The 15737-nt window shown below is 69.9% G+C and carries 12 protein-coding genes; 2 read left to right on the top strand and 10 right to left on the bottom strand.

What is annotated here, in order from left to right:
* Positions 1 to 1074, bottom strand: a complete 1074-nt coding sequence (locus H5398_RS04530) for a 2-dehydropantoate 2-reductase N-terminal domain-containing protein (protein ID WP_182799161.1) — start codon at positions 1072 to 1074, stop codon at positions 1 to 3.
* A gap of 221 nt (positions 1075 to 1295) precedes the next feature.
* Between H5398_RS04530 and H5398_RS04535 the strand changes: the two genes are divergently transcribed.
* The gene (locus tag H5398_RS04535) at positions 1296 to 2102 is read left to right on the top strand and encodes an HAD-IIA family hydrolase (protein ID WP_182799162.1); all 807 of its coding nucleotides are present in this window, start codon (positions 1296 to 1298) and stop codon (positions 2100 to 2102) included.
* Between the two features lie 1085 nt (positions 2103 to 3187).
* Here H5398_RS04535 and H5398_RS04540 read toward each other — a convergent pair.
* The 8 genes from H5398_RS04540 to pdxS all read right to left on the bottom strand — a co-directional run bounded on the left by H5398_RS04540 (position 3188) and on the right by pdxS (position 13531).
* Entirely contained in the window at positions 3188 to 4903 is a 1716-nt protein-coding gene (locus H5398_RS04540) for an NAD-dependent malic enzyme (protein WP_182799163.1), read from the bottom strand.
* A gap of 47 nt (positions 4904 to 4950) precedes the next feature.
* The gene (locus H5398_RS04545) at positions 4951 to 6690 is read right to left on the bottom strand and encodes a SulP family inorganic anion transporter (RefSeq protein WP_220489124.1); all 1740 of its coding nucleotides are present in this window, start codon (positions 6688 to 6690) and stop codon (positions 4951 to 4953) included.
* 76 nt (positions 6691 to 6766) lie between these two features.
* The gene (locus tag H5398_RS04550) at positions 6767 to 7588 is read right to left on the bottom strand and encodes an ABC transporter permease (protein ID WP_182799164.1); all 822 of its coding nucleotides are present in this window, start codon (positions 7586 to 7588) and stop codon (positions 6767 to 6769) included.
* The gene (locus tag H5398_RS04555) at positions 7585 to 8427 is read right to left on the bottom strand and encodes an ABC transporter permease (protein ID WP_182799165.1); all 843 of its coding nucleotides are present in this window, start codon (positions 8425 to 8427) and stop codon (positions 7585 to 7587) included. Before H5398_RS04555 ends, H5398_RS04550 begins: the two co-directional genes overlap by 4 nt.
* Positions 8424 to 9359, bottom strand: a complete 936-nt coding sequence (locus H5398_RS04560; protein ID WP_370586049.1) for an ABC transporter ATP-binding protein — start codon at positions 9357 to 9359, stop codon at positions 8424 to 8426. The genes H5398_RS04555 and H5398_RS04560 overlap by 4 nt, the downstream gene beginning before the upstream one ends.
* A gap of 379 nt (positions 9360 to 9738) precedes the next feature.
* Positions 9739 to 11781, bottom strand: a complete 2043-nt coding sequence (locus H5398_RS04565) for a PhoX family phosphatase (RefSeq protein WP_182799167.1) — start codon at positions 11779 to 11781, stop codon at positions 9739 to 9741.
* Positions 11782 to 11981: 200 nt separating this feature from the next.
* Positions 11982 to 12635, bottom strand: coding sequence for a pyridoxal 5'-phosphate synthase glutaminase subunit PdxT (gene pdxT, locus H5398_RS04570; RefSeq protein ID WP_370586050.1), 654 nt, complete (start codon positions 12633 to 12635; stop codon positions 11982 to 11984).
* Complete coding sequence (pdxS, locus tag H5398_RS04575) at positions 12632 to 13531, bottom strand: pyridoxal 5'-phosphate synthase lyase subunit PdxS (RefSeq protein WP_182799168.1); 900 nt, start codon at positions 13529 to 13531, stop codon at positions 12632 to 12634. Before pdxS ends, pdxT begins: the two co-directional genes overlap by 4 nt.
* A gap of 82 nt (positions 13532 to 13613) precedes the next feature.
* Here pdxS and H5398_RS04580 point away from each other — a divergent pair, with 82 nt between their 5' ends.
* Complete coding sequence (locus tag H5398_RS04580) at positions 13614 to 15011, top strand: PLP-dependent aminotransferase family protein (RefSeq protein ID WP_182799169.1); 1398 nt, start codon at positions 13614 to 13616, stop codon at positions 15009 to 15011.
* A 62-nt stretch (positions 15012 to 15073) separates the two neighbouring features.
* Here the strand turns inward: H5398_RS04580 and recR are convergent, their stop codons facing one another.
* The gene (recR, locus tag H5398_RS04585) at positions 15074 to 15730 is read right to left on the bottom strand and encodes a recombination mediator RecR (RefSeq protein WP_182782081.1); all 657 of its coding nucleotides are present in this window, start codon (positions 15728 to 15730) and stop codon (positions 15074 to 15076) included.
* Positions 15731 to 15737: the final 7 nt, after the last annotated feature.

Genomic DNA, 15737 nt, shown 5'->3' on the forward strand with positions numbered 1-15737 from the left:
TCAGGAGCCGCCGGCGCCGTCGGCGCCGAAGAACGAGTCCCAGGGAACGTCCACGGGGCGGTCCAAGGCGACCACGTCGTGCAGATGTCGGAGCAGCGGAAAGCGCTCGGGCGAGACCAGCCCGCGTTGCGTGAGGAGGACGAGCGCCGAGCCGATGACGACGATGGCCGCGGCCCCCTCCAGCGTCACCCCGGGCATCTGGGCGCGGGCCTCGCTGAACGTGAGCCCGGCACCGACGAGCCGGCCGCACTTGACGTTGCGGCCCCCCATCGAGGTGACGAAGCAGTCGCCGATGCCGGCCAGGCCCAGGGGCGTGTTCCGGCGTCCACCGAGCAGGTCCATGAAGTCGACCATCTCGATCGAGGCCTGGCCGAAGATCGCGGCGCCGTAGTTGAAGTTGACGTAGCGGCTGCCCGCCTCCTCCCCCATCGCGTCGAGGATGCCGGACATGAACCCCGCGCCGAAGGCGTAGCAGTTCTTGGTGGCGGCGCAGACCTCGACGCCGACGAAGTCCGTGCTGGTCCACACGTGGTAGTGGTCTGTGGCGAACAGGTCCCGCCACATGGCGACGGCGGCCTCGTCGTCGCCGGTGAACACCACGGAGGTGTGGCGGCGGATGGCCACCTCGCCGGCGATGGACGGGCCGGCGATGGCCGAGAAGGTGAGCTGGCCGCGCAGGTCGGCGGGGATCTCGTCGGCCAGGACGCGCGGAAGGATGGTGAGGTTGCCCTCGGCGTCGGCCTCCATCCCCTTGGCCAGTGCGATCACGTGCATGCCCGGCCTCAGCAGAGAGGCCAGCTGGCGGCCGGCCCAGCGCACGCCGAAGGAGTTGACTCCACTCATGACGAGGTCGACCCCGTCGAAGGCCTCGGCGGCGTCTTCGAGCTGGTAGGCGGTGGTGCCGGAGGGCAGCTGGAGCCCGAGGTTGGGGTGGATGCCGGTGGTCTGGATGGCGTCGACGATGTCGCGGTCGAGGTGGGTGCCGACCAGACGCACCCGATGCCCGTTGTCGGCCAGGGGCGTGGCCAGCGAGCTGGCCATGATGCCGGCTCCCAGGACTGCGATGATCGCCATGGTGTGTTGTTCCCTACCTCTGCGTTGAGTGTGTCGCCGAGCCTCGTGTTCGGTAGGACTGACGCTACGCCGCGGCGGCATGCCGGCGCGATAGTCAACGGTGCGGAGCATTTCCTCCGTCGATGCAGAGCCGCGACCTAATCCGCGACCGCCGGGGGCGACGGCTGGGGCACGCTTGACTCATCCGCGCGCACCGTCGACGCTGACCCCAGGAGAAGCCAATGATCAACAGCCCCAGCCAGTGGTACGACGCCTACGTCTTCGACCTCGACGGCACCATCTACCTCGGCAACGAGCTGCTGCCGGGCGCCAAGCGGCTGATCGAGGGGCTGCGCGCGGAGGGCAAGGTGGTGAAGTTCCTGTCGAACAACCCCACCAAGGACCCCCAGCAGTACCAGGACAAGCTGGAGGCGCTGGGGCTGCCGACGCCGCTGGAGGACATCGCCAACACAGTCGTCACCACCACCCGCTGGCTGCTCGACCACCACCCCGAGGCGGCGCTGTTCGTCGTGGGTGAGGAGCCGCTGAAGCGTGCCCTGACCGAGGCCGGGTTCCGCCTGACGGAGGATCCGGCCGAGATCGACGTCGTCGTCGCGTCCTACGACCGCACCTTCGACTACCGCAAGCTGCAGATCGCCTTCGACGCGCTGTGGTTCCACAAGCGGGCGATCCTCATCCAGACCAACCCGGACCGGTTCTGCCCGTTCCCCGGCGGTCGCGGTGAACCCGACTGCGCCGCGATCACCGCCGCGATCGAGGCGTGCACGGGCGTGACATGCAGCGTCAGCCTGGGCAAGCCGTCGCCGGTGATGCTGGAGGCTGCACTGGGGGGACTCGGGCTGGAAGTGTCGCGGTGTCTGATGGTGGGCGACCGGCTGCATACCGACATTCAGATGGCCATCGACACCGGGATGGCATCCGCGCTGGTTCTGACTGGGGAATCGACGCTGGAGGATGTCGCGGCGCTGCCGGAGGACCACCGCCCCACCTACATCGTGGACCGGATCGACCACCTCCTGCCCTCCTGAGGGACCTGTCCCGACGCGCCGCCCTCTCTTCCCGAGCGAGGTGTTTCGCGTCGACGTGGACCCGGATCAGTTCCTGGCATTCCACCAGCTGGGCGCCGGTCAACCGCGACGGGAGCTTCCGCAGTCCCGCGACGATCGCCTCCGCCTGAGCCAGCGACACCACCCATCCTTGAGGGCCGCTGTGGACGATAAGAAGGAACAGCTCCCCCGACCCAGCCCGAGCCACAGCGCCGCGCTCGCTTCCATCACGCGTCCGCCGCGCTCAGCTTGGCTTCATTGAGCAGGGTGGATCCCAAGTCCGCGGAGGCGGGGCGCCAGTGCGAGGTTCCACGCTCAGGGGGCCGACCAGAGGGTGCCACTACGGGCACGATTCCGCGCCCCAACCTTCCTGGGGCCCAAGACAGCCGGACCTGCGGGCCGTAGCTCCCTGATCCGCTGAGGGTGGGGTGCTCGCCTCCACGGAAACGTGCCCGTAGTGCCGGTCACCCTGCCCTCGACTGAGCGTGAAGGGCGACACTGGCGTCCCGCCTCCGCGGCGGAGCGTCGGTCGAGACACCGGACCGGATGCCAGCCAGGGGCTTCGCCGCGGTCTGCGCCGCTTGGCGGGCAGTTCGATCACTGAGGGTCCCGCTCCCCGAGAGTAGGGGTGGGGGACGGCAGGGCGGCACTGCGCAGCGGTGCCCAACCCGACGATCACCCAACCGGCATCCCGCCTCAGCAGACCCAGCCCCCACGCCGCCCTGCCGGCCCGCACCCGGGACAGGACCACGCCACAGACAGGGCGAGTGCGGGGAGACGGGAGACGATGCCCGGGCGGCCTCAACAACCCGACCACCGACCACACCGGTAGATACCTTCAGACCAAGGACATCGGCCGCCCGGGCATCGACTCACGCCTCCCCGCACCCGACCACAAGATCGGCGTGGAGGTGGTAGTCACGACCCTTCGAGACAAGCCTCGCCGCTTCGCGGGCGGCCCTCCTCAGGGAGCGGGAGCAGACCGGCCACGCCGCTACGCGGGCAGCCCTCCCAGGGAGCGGGGAGGACGGCCACGCCACCCGTCGGCCGGCTCACCCAGCCGGCGGTCAGTCGAGGATGAGGTCCGGGTAGTTCGGCTGCCACATGCGGTCGAACACGTCCTGGACGGGGTTCTCCAGCTCGATGCTGGCGACCCCATCCTCCGCAGCCGCCTTCGCCACGGCGATCGCGACAGTGGCCGACACGCGGCGCAGGTCTTTGATCCTCGGCAGCAGCGGGGCGCCCGCGCTGCGGATCCCCACCATCGAGGCGACGGCCTGGGCTGCCGCCGCGATCATCCGGTCGGTGACCCGGGTGGCGCCGCAGACGGCCACGCCCAGGCCCAACCCCGGGAAGACCAGGGCGTTGTTGGCCTGGGCGATGCTGTACTCGACGTCGTCGCGCAGCACCGGGTCGAACGGGGAACCCGTGGCGAGCAGGGCCTTGCCGTCGGTCCACTCGAGCAGATCCGCCGGGGTGGCCTCCGCCAGCGCCGTGGGGTTGGACAGCGGCATGATGATGGGCTGGGGCACGTGGGCGGCCATGTCGCGCACCATGTGCTCGGTGAACGAGCCCGGCTGGCCGGAAGTGCCGATGAGGAGGGTGGGGTGCACGTTGCGCACCACGTCGGTCAGCGACACCGCACCTCGCCGATCCAGGTCCCAGTCCGCCACCTCCGCCGCGGCCCGTGCGTAGGGGCGCTGGAAGTCACGCACGCCCGCCGACGAGTCCGTGATGAGGCCGCGGCTGTTCAGACACCAGAAGCGTTGGTGGGCCGCGTCGTCGTCGAGGCCCTCGCCCGCCATCATGTCGCGCATGAGGTCCGCGATCCCCACGCCGGCGGTGCCCGCCCCGTGGATGACGATGCGCTGATCGCTCAGCCGCTCCCCCTTGGCCCGGACGGCCGCCAGCGCGGCGGCCCCCACGACGGCGGCGGTGCCCTGCACGTCGTCGTTGAAGGTGCACACCTCGTCGCGGTACCGGGTGAGGATGCGGTGGGCGTTGGCCGCGCCGAAGTCCTCCCAGTGGATCATCGCCCGCGGGAACACGCGCTGGGCTGCGGCGACGAAGGCCTCCACGAACTCGTCGTAGCGCTCGCCGCGCACCCGGGCGTGCCGCAGCCCCGGGTACAGGTCGTCGTTGAGGAGGCCCATGTTGTCGGTGCCCACATCCAGCCCGACGGCGATCATCCGGTCCGGGTCCACGCCGGCCGCCGCCGTGTAGAGGCTCATCTTGCCGTGGCAGATGAGGATCCCGCCCACGCCCTGGTCGCCGATGCCCAGGATCCCCTCCGAGTCGGTCACCACCACGATGTCGATGTCGTCGGCGGTGCGGCCGCTGGCGCGCAGCGATTCCTCAATGTCCTCAGGTGAGTCGATGGACAGGAACACCCCGTCGAGGCGGGTGAACTGCCGGCTGAACTGCTCGATGGCGTCGCCGATGGTGGGGGTGTAGACGATGGGCATCATCTCGTCGAGGTGTTCGCTGAGCAGCCGGTAGAACAGCACCGTGTTGCGGTCCTTGAGAGCGGCGAGGCGACGGAATTTCGCCATCGGCAGCCGCGCCTCCAGGAACTGCTCGTAAGCGCGGTGGACCTGTGCATCGATGGGTGTGACACCGGTCGGCAGGAGGCCGACCAGGCCGAGGTTCCGGCGCTCCTCCGGGGTGAACGCGGTGCCCCGGTTGAGGCGGGGCGTTCTCAGGATGGCTCTGCCTCGGACATTCACCTTGACTCGTGAGCCGTGGTTGCCGGGGAGGACCTCGTAACGACGTTGTTCAGGCACGCCTCCAAACCTACCGCGAGCGGGCAGCCCGCCGTAGGTCGCAGGGATCAGCGGCCGGTCCCGGCCAGGCTCCGTACGGCCCACTCCACGGCCTCCGACAGCTCGCGCACGTGCTGATCGTCGTCGAACACGTTCATCAGGCGACACGTCCGTTGCTGGGACTCGGTCATCCCCTGCACCACGAAAGACACCCCGCGTCCCTTGAACTGCCGCCCCACGGCCTTGATCGCGTCGGCGCCGGAGGCATCGAGGATGGTCATCCGGTGGCATCGCAGGATCACGGCGCTGACCTCGTCCTCGACGGCCGTGACCTCGTCGACGAAACGGCGCGCGTTGCCGTAGAACAGGGCCCCGTCCACGCGGAACACCGCGACCTTCGGGCGCAGGTGCTCGTGCTCGGGGCTCAGGTCCACGTCGCCCTCGCGGGTGTTGGTGGGCAGTCGCTGGCGGGCGACAACGGAGTAGGAGGCCATGTGGCGCAGGCTCATCAGCGCCGCCATTCCGATGCCCAGGAGGACAGCTGCGACGAGGTCGAGGAAGATGGTGGCGCCCAGAGTGAGCCAGAACGTGTTGCGGTCCGCCCGGGTGACGGCGGTGAGGGTCCGGACGAGGCCCAGGTTGATCATGCGACCGGCGGTGACCAGCAGCACGCCGCCCAGCGCCGCCATGGGGATCAGCGAGACAAGCGGCGCCAGCAGCAGCATGACCAGTAGCAGCACCACCGCGTGCGAGACGGACGCCAGCCGCGTCCTCGCTCCGGAGCGCACGCTCACCGCGGTGCGGGCGATGGCGCCGGTGGCGGGAAGCCCGCCGAAGAAGCCGGAGGCGACGTTGGCGAGCCCCTGACCCATGAGCTCGCGGTCCGGGCTGGTCGGAGTGAGATCGGGGCGCATCCCATCGGCGACGCGCGCTGACAGCAGTGACTCGAGTGCCGCCAGGGCCGCCACTGCAAATGCGGGCGCGATCAGATCCTGGAGAAGTGCCGCGTTGAAAGGCGGCAGCGCCGGCATCGGCAGGCCTGTGGGGAGGGCGCCGATTCGATGGACGTCGGCCCCGGTCAGCTCCACCGCGATCGTCGCGACGACGATTGCGATCAGGGAGAGGGGCAACCGCCGGAAGAAGCGGTGCCCGAGCAGATGAACCGCAATCACACCCACCGTCACCAGCAGCGGCTGCCAGGCGAGCAACCAGTCTGTAGCGGCGAGCGTCAGCCACGAGGACACCAGCGTGGATTCCGCCTCCGCACGCTCCGTCCCCAGGACGAGCGGGAGTTGTTGCAGCGCGATGATGACGCCGATGCCGATGGTGAAGCCCTCCACCACAGAGAGGGGGATGAACTCGACAGAGCGCCCCACCGCCGTCAATGCCATGGCCACGACGATGATGCCCGCGAAGACGGCGAGCAGCGGCACCGTCTCGACGCCATGCTTCGCGATGACCGGCAGCAGCACCACCGTCATGGCGCCGGTGGGACCTGAGACCTGCAGGTGACTGCCCCCGAAGATCGCCGCGACAAGGCCCGCGATGATCGCGGTGACGAGGCCGGCGGCCGCCCCTGCCCCGGAGGCGACTCCGAACCCGAGCGCGAGGGGAAGAGCGACGATCCCGACGGTGACGCCCGCGAGCAGGTCCTTGCCCCAGGAGGAACGCAGCCCGGCGTAGTCCTTCGGGGTCGGCCACAGTCCGGCAAAGCTCACCAGGTGGCTGCCGACGAGGGTTCGGTAGCGTTCGAGCTTCTCCCGGGGTGTCAGCCGTTTCGCTTCGATCCTGAAATCCCTGTTGCCCACGCTCACCCTCTCCGAGAGGTCAGGGTACGCCCGATCCACGAGGCGCCGCTCATCGGGGTCAGGCGCCGCCCCCGGCTCAGCGCAGGAAGAGCGCCTTCAGCCGCAGCGTGGCCGCCGTCGTGCCCAGGACGATCATCACCGCGAAGTACGCCAGGTGCCCCCAGATCGACGGCTGGATCAGGCCGGTGGTGAGCTGGCGCACCATGTCCACGGCGTGCCACAACGGCATCGCCATGATCACCCACTGCACGGACTGCGGGTACACGTCGATGGGGAAGAAGGTGGCCGACAGCAGGAACATCGGCAACATGACGAAGTAGACGATGTCCAGGTGCTGGAACGACTTCATGAAGCTGGTGGCCGCGAGCCCGATGGCCGCGAACCCGAACGCCACCATCAGGGCGGCGGGGATGGCGAGCACAGCCGTCCAGGACAGGTTCAGCCCGAGCGCGGTGGTCACCACCATGAACCCGCACGCGTAGAGCAGCCCGCGGAACAGCGCCATGATGATCTCGCCCAGCGCCACGTCCATGGGGCCGAGGGACGTTGACAGCATCTGGTCGTAGATCTTGCCGTAGCGCATCCGGAAGAAGACGTTCATCGTCGAGTCGTAGAGGGCGCCGTTCATGGCCGAGACCGCCATCAGCGCGGGCGCGATGTAGGCGGCGTAGGGCACGTTCTGTCCGTAGAACTCGACGCTGCCGATCAGCGCGCCGAGGCCGAGCCCCATCGAGAGCAGGTAGAACACGGGCTCGAAGAAGCCGGTCAGGATGATCAGCCAGTTGTTGCGGGCGACCACCCTCATCCCGCGGGCGACGACCGAGCGGGTGTTGCCGCCGTAGAGGCCGGCGAGGAACGCCGGCACACGGGGAGCGGGAGCCTGAACGGGGGACGTCATTCGTCGAGCCTCCGCCTGAACGTCCGGATTGACAGCCATGCGCAGACCACCGCGAGCAGGGCGAGGAATCCGAAGTGCACGGCCACCATGAGGACAGTCAAAGGCTGCCCGTACATCGCCCAGCGCCCCAGCTCTGCCGCGTGCCACAGCGGGGAGACCCACCCGATGGGCTGGAGGTAGCCGGGCAGCGTCTCGAGAGGGAAGTAGGTGCCGGAGAACAGGGTGAGCGGCACGACGACGAACCGCTCGATGAAGGACAGCTGGCCACGATCATCCTTCTGCGTGGCCACCCATGCCATGACCGCGAACCCCACGGCCACCGACAGGAGCAGTCCGACGGGGAGCAGCGCCAGGGCCCGCAGCGGCCCCGCGATCCCGAACAGCACCAGCGCGGCGAGGTAGAACACCAGCACAGGCAGCACCCGCAGCAGCGCCGCCACCTGCACGCCCACCGCCATCTGGGCCGGACTGATCGGTGTCAACCGCATGGCGGGGAAGGTGTTGAACCACTTGAATCCGCCGAACACCCCGTAGGTGTTCTCCTGCGATGACGTGAGCATCGCCGTCGACATCACCAGTGCAGGGGCGATGAAGGTGAGGTACGGCACGCCCTCGATGCCCTCGCCCCCGTCGACGAGCACGCCGAGGCCGGCGCCGAGCCCGAGCAGGTACACGATCGGCGAGCCGATGCCGGTGACCAGCAGCGTCCCCAGATAGCGGCGCATCCGGTGGAGGTGGTGCTCGACGACGGCCCACCACCCCCATTGGGCAACGACGCGGTGGTCCGCGGCCATGCCGCGGTCGATGACGGAAGCGCGGGGGGTGACGTCTGCGCTCATTCGATGAGGCTCCGTCCCGTGAGGCGGAGGAACACGTCCTCCAGGGAGGATCGCCGCACCAGCGACGTGACCGGCTCCATCCCGCGCTCGATCACCGCCTGAAGGGCGTGCTCGCCGTTGTCCGCGTAAATGAGGACGCGGTCCGGCAGCACCTCCTGCCGCTCGCCGATGCCTGCCAGCACGCGGGCGGCCTCCTCGTTGCGCGCGGACCCGAAGCGCACCTCCAGCACCTCGCGGGTGGAGTACTGGCGGATCAGCGACGGCGGGCTCCCCTCCGCGACGATCCGGCCCTTGTCGATCACCACGAGCCTGTCGCAGAGCTGCTCGGCCTCGTCCATGAAGTGGGTGGTGACCACCAGCGTCACGCCCTCCTCCTTGAGCCGGAACAGCCGGTCCCACAGGACGTGACGTGCCTGAGGGTCCAGGCCCGTCGTCGGCTCGTCGAGCAGCATGATCTTCGGGTTGTTGATCAGGCCGCGCGCGATGGTGAGGCGGCGCTTCATGCCGCCCGAGAGACCGTCGACGCGTGCCAGGCGCTTGTCCTTCAGCTGGGCGAAGTCCAGCAGCTCCTCGGCCCGCTGCTTGACGTAGGCGCGGGGAAGGCCGAAGTACCGGCCGTAGACGGTGAGGTTGTCGATCACCCTGAGCTCCTCGTCGAGGAGGTCGCCTTGGGGGACGATGCCGAGCTGGGCCCGGATCTGCGGGCCGTGATGGTTGGTGTCGAGGCCGAGCACGGTGAGTTCGCCGTCGCTGCGGGTGGAGGTGGCGGCGATCATCCGCATGGTGGTGGACTTGCCGGCGCCGTTGGGGCCGAGGAAGCCGAACGACTCCCCCGGCGCGATCTCGAAATCGATCCCGTCGACGGCGGTGAGGGTGCCGTAGCGCTTGGTCAGCGCGCGGGCGGTGATCACTGGCTCAGTCACCCGCGACACACTACGACACCCCACCGACGATTCACACGGCCGCTGCGCCGGGCCACCCCGCTGGCTGAGGAGCCGCGAAGCGGCCTCGAAGCGGACGTGAGCCCTGTCGCCCGATCCGGCCACAGGTTCCAGCACCGTGCGCCGGAGGCTTCGACGCGGTCGGCGGCGCTCCGCGCCTAACCCTCGATCCCCGAGGAGGCCCACCGCCGAAGGCGCGCTGGGCGCCTCACCTCGATCCCTGAGGAGGCCCACCGCCGAAGGCGCGTGGGCCGTCTCGAAGGGTCGTGACGCAACCTCCACGCCAGACCGGGATGAGCCAGACCCGCGACCCTTCGAGACAGCCGACGGTCGCTACGCGACGCCGGCCTCCTCAGGGATCGGCAAGATGTCACTTGCGCGAGCGGTTGCCCGACGTGCGGGTCACCTGGACGATGGTCGGACGGGGCACCGCGACCTTGTCGCCCACCTGGATGGGGCCGCCGGCGGGCAGCTGGTCCGGGAAGTACGACGTGTGGTCGCCCCAGCTGCCGTCCTCCCCCGGGTGCTGCACGGCTACGAACACGGACTGGTCCTTGTCGTGGATGACCGGGCCGCAGGTCTCGGCGTCCACCGGGACGCCCAGGAACTGCTGCACCCGGCCGCGCTCCGGGCCCGTGAGGGTCACCTTGTGCAGGGCGTCTGAGAGCTCAAGCGTGCCCGGCTGGCCGTCGGTGGAGATCCAGAGGTTGCCCTCCGAGTCGAACGCCAGGTTGTCCGGGCAGCTGATGGGCGAGACCTTGTCGGCCGGGAAGCCGGCGAAGTAGGCCGACCTCGAGGAGGCCGGATCGCCGCAGAGGAGAAGGATGCTCCACCTGAAGGTCTCCGCTGCGGCGTCGCCGTAGGCCTCGGTCATCTCGATGACGTGGCCGTCACGGTTGGGTGCGACGGGGTTGGCCTCGTCGGCGGTGCTCGTGGTGCCACGCCTGCTGTTGTTGGTGAGCGCCAAGTACACCTTGCCGGTGAGCGGGTTGGGCTCCATGTCCTCGGGACGGTCCATCTTGGTGGCGCGCATCTTGTCCGCCGCGAGGCGGGTCCAGACCAGCACCTCGTCGACGCTCATGCCCGGCACCAGCGACTGCGTGCCTCGGACCAGCGCGATCCATTCGCCGGTGCCGTCGAAGGCACCGTCGGAGGGCAGCGCGCCGTTACCCGTGATCTCGGACTGCGGGGAGTTGCCCGAGTACCTGGCCACGTACAGCGTGCCGTCCTCGAGGAGGCGCATGTTGTGCGCCTTGTCGCCCTTGCGGTACTTCGCGGAGGAGACGAACTTGTAGACGTAGTCGTTGACTTCGTCGTCGCCCATGTACACGACGGCGTGGCCGGACTTCGAGATCGCGACGGTGCCGGCCTCATGCTTGAAGCGTCCCAGCGCCGTGTGCTTGACGGGCGTCGACGTCGGGTCCTCGGGGTCCACCTCGACGATCCAGCCGAATCTGTTGGCCTCGTTGGCGTAGCCGGGCTTGGTGAGGTCGAACCGGTCGTAGTGATCCTCCCAACGGCGGAAGGTGCGCCCCGTACCGATGCCGTAGCGGCGCTCTTCGGTGGAGCCGGTGCCGACGAAGTACTGGTTGAAGTTCTCCTCGCCGGAGAGCACGGTGCCCCAGGGCGTGGTGCCGCCGGCGCAGTTGTTGAGGGTGCCGATCACCTTCGTGCCGGAGGGGTCGTCGTCGGTCTTCAAGAGCTTCGAGCCCGCGGCCGGGCCGCTGACGGTGAACTCGGTGAACCCCGTGATGCGGCGGTTGCGGCGGCCGCCGCGCACGTAGGTCCACACGTCGCCCTGCTTGGCTCGGGTCAGCTCGACGACCGACAGACCGTGGGCGGCCAGGGCGGCGTCGACGATGTCGCGCTTGTCGGTCCCGGGCGGGAACATGATGTTCTCGTTGGTGTACTCGTGGCTGGTCACGAGGTAGCCGGAGCGGTCGTTACGGCCGTCGGAGACGATGTTGAGGTAGTCGCAGTTGTAGCCGAACTGCTTCGCCTGGGAGTCTCCGGTCTGGTTGGCGATGTCGAAGTCGGGCGAGTCAACGAACAGCGGGTCGCCCCACCGGATGATCGGATCCCACCGGTAGCCCTCAGGCACGGTGATGGTGTCGACGGTGCGCGCCGTCGGCTCGATCGCGGTGAAGGGGAGCTTGCCGCCGCCGTTGGGCGGGTTGCCGAAGTCGGCCGCAGCGGGCTGGGCCCACCCGCCCACCACCAGTGCGCCGGTCACTCCGGCGCCCGCGCCGAGCGCGGCGCGGCGGGAGAACACACCGCTGACGATGTCGCGGAAGGACTCGTTGGCTGAGGTGTTCGGGGCGGGGTGCGCGCAGGCGCTGCCGCACTTGAGCTCGCAGGTGACGGGCGAGCGGTTACCGCGGGTGTGGCCGAGCATGGGAAGCAGGCGCTTCATGGAGGGTCTCCTCTTGGTGGTCGGTGGGTCCCGACCATCCAACGCGACAGTGGCGACGACTTCCCCCACCCTCAGGTGACCGTTCGGTGAACACTCGGTGACCCCGCCCCTGCCGCGCTGGGAGTTGAGCAAATGGAACGGGTCAACCCCCGCAGCGGCCCATTTGATCGATCACATTCACCGCGACCCGTTCCATTTGCTCAAACTCCACCCAGCCACAGGCGATGCAGAGTGGGGTCGGGGACCAGTTCGGGGTGGAAGGTACAGGCCACGACGGCGCCCTGACGGACCGCGACCGGCTCGTCCCCCCTGGTGGCCATCACCTCGACGCCTGCACCCACCCGCTCGATCCTGGGTGCCCGGATGAACACGCCCCTCATCCGGTGGGGCGCTCTTTCGCGTGCGGGCAGGCCCGACGGCGGGTCGGGCCGGGCATGCCCCATCGCGGCGCTCGACCGTGCTCGCGCAGCTGCCGGGGTCAGCTCAACGTCGGCCTCGCCCGACGCGAGCTGGGCCCCGAACGCGTTGCGCCGCACCGTCACGTTCAACCCGCCGATGGTGGGCAGCCCCGCGAGCGCGGCCGGGTCCGCGACATCGTCGGCGAGCAGAATCAGCCCCGCACACGTGCCGAACACGGGCAGTCCGCCGTCGATCCGGTTCCGGATCTCCGTGAGCAGCCCCGACGGGCGGGCCAGCCTCGCGATCGCCGTCGACTCTCCCCCTGGCAGCACGAGGCCGTCCACCCCGGCGAGATCGGCGGGGATTCGAACCAGGCTCACGTTGTGACCCAGCAGCCGCAGCACGGCCGCGTGCTCCCGGACAGCGCCCTGGAGCGCCAGGATGCCGACAATCACCAGCCGCGCTCGGACAGCCGGTGCGGGGCAGGCACGTCGGCCACGTTGATGCCCACCATGGCCTCGCCCAGACCCCGCGACGCCTCCGCGATCGCCGACGGATCGGCGAAGTGGGCGGTCGCGGCCACGATGGCCTTGGCCCGCCGCTCGGGGTTGCCGGACTTGAAAATGCCGGAGCCCACGAACACGCCGTCGGCGCCGAGCTGCATCATCATCGCGGCGTCGGCCGGGGTGGCGATTCCGCCGGCCACGAACAGCACGACGGGGAGCGCGCCGTCGCGGGCCACGCGCCGCACCAGCTCGTAGGGGGCGGCGAGCTCCTTGGCCGCAACGAACAGCTCGTCCTCAGATTTCGCAGCGAGGGCGCGGATCTCGCCCTTGATGGTGCGCAGGTGCTTCATCGCCTCGGACACGTCGCCGGTGCCGGCCTCGCCCTTGCTGCGGATCATCGACGCGCCCTCGGTGATCCGACGCAGCGCCTCACCCAGATTGGTGGCGCCGCACACGAACGGAACGTCGAAGCGGGTCTTGTCGATGTGGTTGACGAAGTCCGCGGGCGAGAGCACCTCGGACTCGTCGATGTAGTCCACACCGAGCGCCTGCAGGACCTGAGCCTCGACGAAGTGGCCGATTCGGGCCTTGGCCATCACCGGGATCGACACCGTCTCGATGATGCGGTCGATGAGATCGGGGTCGCTCATCCGGGCCACGCCGCCTTGCGCGCGGATGTCTGCCGGCACCCGCTCCAGCGCCATCACCGCGACCGCGCCCGCCTCCTCCGCGATCCGGGCCTGCTCGGGAGTGACGACGTCCATGATCACTCCGCCCTTCAGCATCTCGGCGAGGCCGGTGTTGACGAGGGCGCGAGGGGACACAGGTGCATCGGTAGCAGTCATGGGCACGATCTTCGCCGCCGTTTCTGGACCAGACAAGAGCCAGACCCTTTCCAGTTTGTTGGGCCAGTTGTAGGGTGGGGCCATGGAGTCGGACGCGCTCTCCACGCTTGCACTGGATCGCACTCCGGGCGCCGCCCCGCTCCCGACGCAGATCGCGGCCGGGGTACGCGGACTGATCGCCTCGGGAGCTCTCGCGAGCGGCGACGTGCTGGCCTCCAGCCGGTCCGCCGCCGAGACCCTCGGGGTGGCCCGCGGTACGGTGAGCGCGGCCTACGACCAGCTGGCAGCCGAGGGATACCTGGTCACCCGGGACCGCTCAGGAGTGCGTGTGGCCCCCAACCTGTCCTCGGCCGCCCCTCGCACCCCGGCTCCAGCCCGGCGCACCCCCTCGTCGCCGCACCGCCCCCCGCTCGACTTATCGTCCGGGCACGAATCCTCCCGCCCCCTGGATGACGCCCTCTGGCGCTCCGCCCTGCGGGCCGCGGTCTCGCCGGGCGGACCACAGCTGACCGACGCCATCGCTCAGCACCTGCGCCTCATGCGTGCCATGGCGGTGGACCCCTCGGCCGTCATCGTCACCGCGGGCGCCCGCTCCGGACTCGCCCTCCTCCTGGGGGCGGTGGCCCGGCGCACGGGCGTGCGGCCCCGTGTTGCCGTAGAGAGCCCCGGCTTCCCCGGCCTGCGCCGGGTGCTGGAGGTGCTGGGCGTGGAGGTCATCCCGGTACCCGTCGGCGCCGACGGCGTGGATCTGGGTGCGCTGGACCGGGCGCTGCCCCTGGACCTGGTCCTGGTCACGCCCAACCATCAGTTCCCGGCCGGCACCGCGCTGCACGCCACCGGCAGGCAGGCGCTGATCGGCTGGTCGATGAGCACCGGCGTCCTGCTGGTGGAGGACGACTACGACTCCGAGTACCGGCACCTTGGGCCGCCCCTGCCCCCGCTCTGGAGCCTGGCGCCCGACGTGGTGGCCCACCTCGGCACCTTCGCCGCGGTTCTCGGCCGCGACGTCGGGACGGGCTACCTGGTGGCCCCGCCGTCGTGGCAGGACGAGCTTCTGGAGGCGCGGGCCGCACTCGGCGGCGGAGTGGCGCCCATCGTGCAGCGGGCCTTGGCGCGCTACCTGCAGACCGGCGGCCTGCGCAGGCGCCTGGCCAGGGCCCGCCGCCGGGCGGACGCCGCCCAGGCTGAGGTGACGCGCCGCGTCGACGACCTCCGTCTCGGCCCCGTCGTCGATTCCGTGACCGACACCGGACACCTACTGGTCCTTCACATGTCCGCCGAGGCAGCCACCGCGGTGCGCGTGGACTGCAGCCGGCGCGGGCTCCTCATCGCGGACCTCGCCGACGGGTGGGCCGGGAACCCAGGGCTCACCGGGCTCCTGCTCAGCTACGGGGGCCACGAGCCGGGCGACGTCCGCCGGGCCGTGGCCGTCCTGGCCGACGCGGTGGGCGCGCCGGGCGCAGACCTCACGTCTGGATGATCTGGAACCGCACCCCCTGGTCACCGGCCATCGTGGCCAAGCGACAGGGGTAGCCGGCGAACCTAAGCGGGAGCCTCACCCGACGCCGTCACGACGGCGGGCTGCGCCGGATAGTCCTCCGGTCCGAACATCGAGCGCCGACCCTCGAAGGCCCGCCCGAGCGTCACCTGGTCCGCGTACTCGAGGTCACCGCCGACCGGCAGACCGCTGGCCGGCCTGGTGACGCGCACACCGAAGTCTCGGAGCATGCGGCTCAGGTAGGACGCGGTGGCCTCCCCCTGCGTGTCCGGGTCCGTGGCGATGATCACCTCGCTGACCACGCCGTCGGCGAGGCGCTGGAACAGCTCGCGGGTGTGCAGATCCGCCGGGCCGCGACCGTCGATGGGCGAGATCGAGCCCCCGAGGACGTGGTAGAGGCCGCGGAACTCGTTGGTGCGTTCGATGGCCACGACGTCCTTGGACTCCTCGACGACGCACAGCTGGCTACGGTCGCGGCGGGGATCCCGGCAGACGCGGCAGCGCTCCTCCTGCGAGATGTTGAAGCAGACCTCGCAGAACCGGGAGGACTCCTTCACGCGACGCAGGGTGTCCGCGAGCAGGTAGACCTCCTCCTCCGGTGCGTCGAGGAGGTAGAAGGCGATGCGCTGCGCCCCCCGCGGGCCGATGCCCGGCAATCGGCTCAGCTCGTCGATGAGGTCCTGGATGGGCCCTTCGTACACGGCGTGG

The organism is Tessaracoccus sp. MC1679 (genome assembly GCF_014164775.1).
GTDB lineage: Bacteria > Actinomycetota > Actinomycetes > Propionibacteriales > Propionibacteriaceae > Arachnia.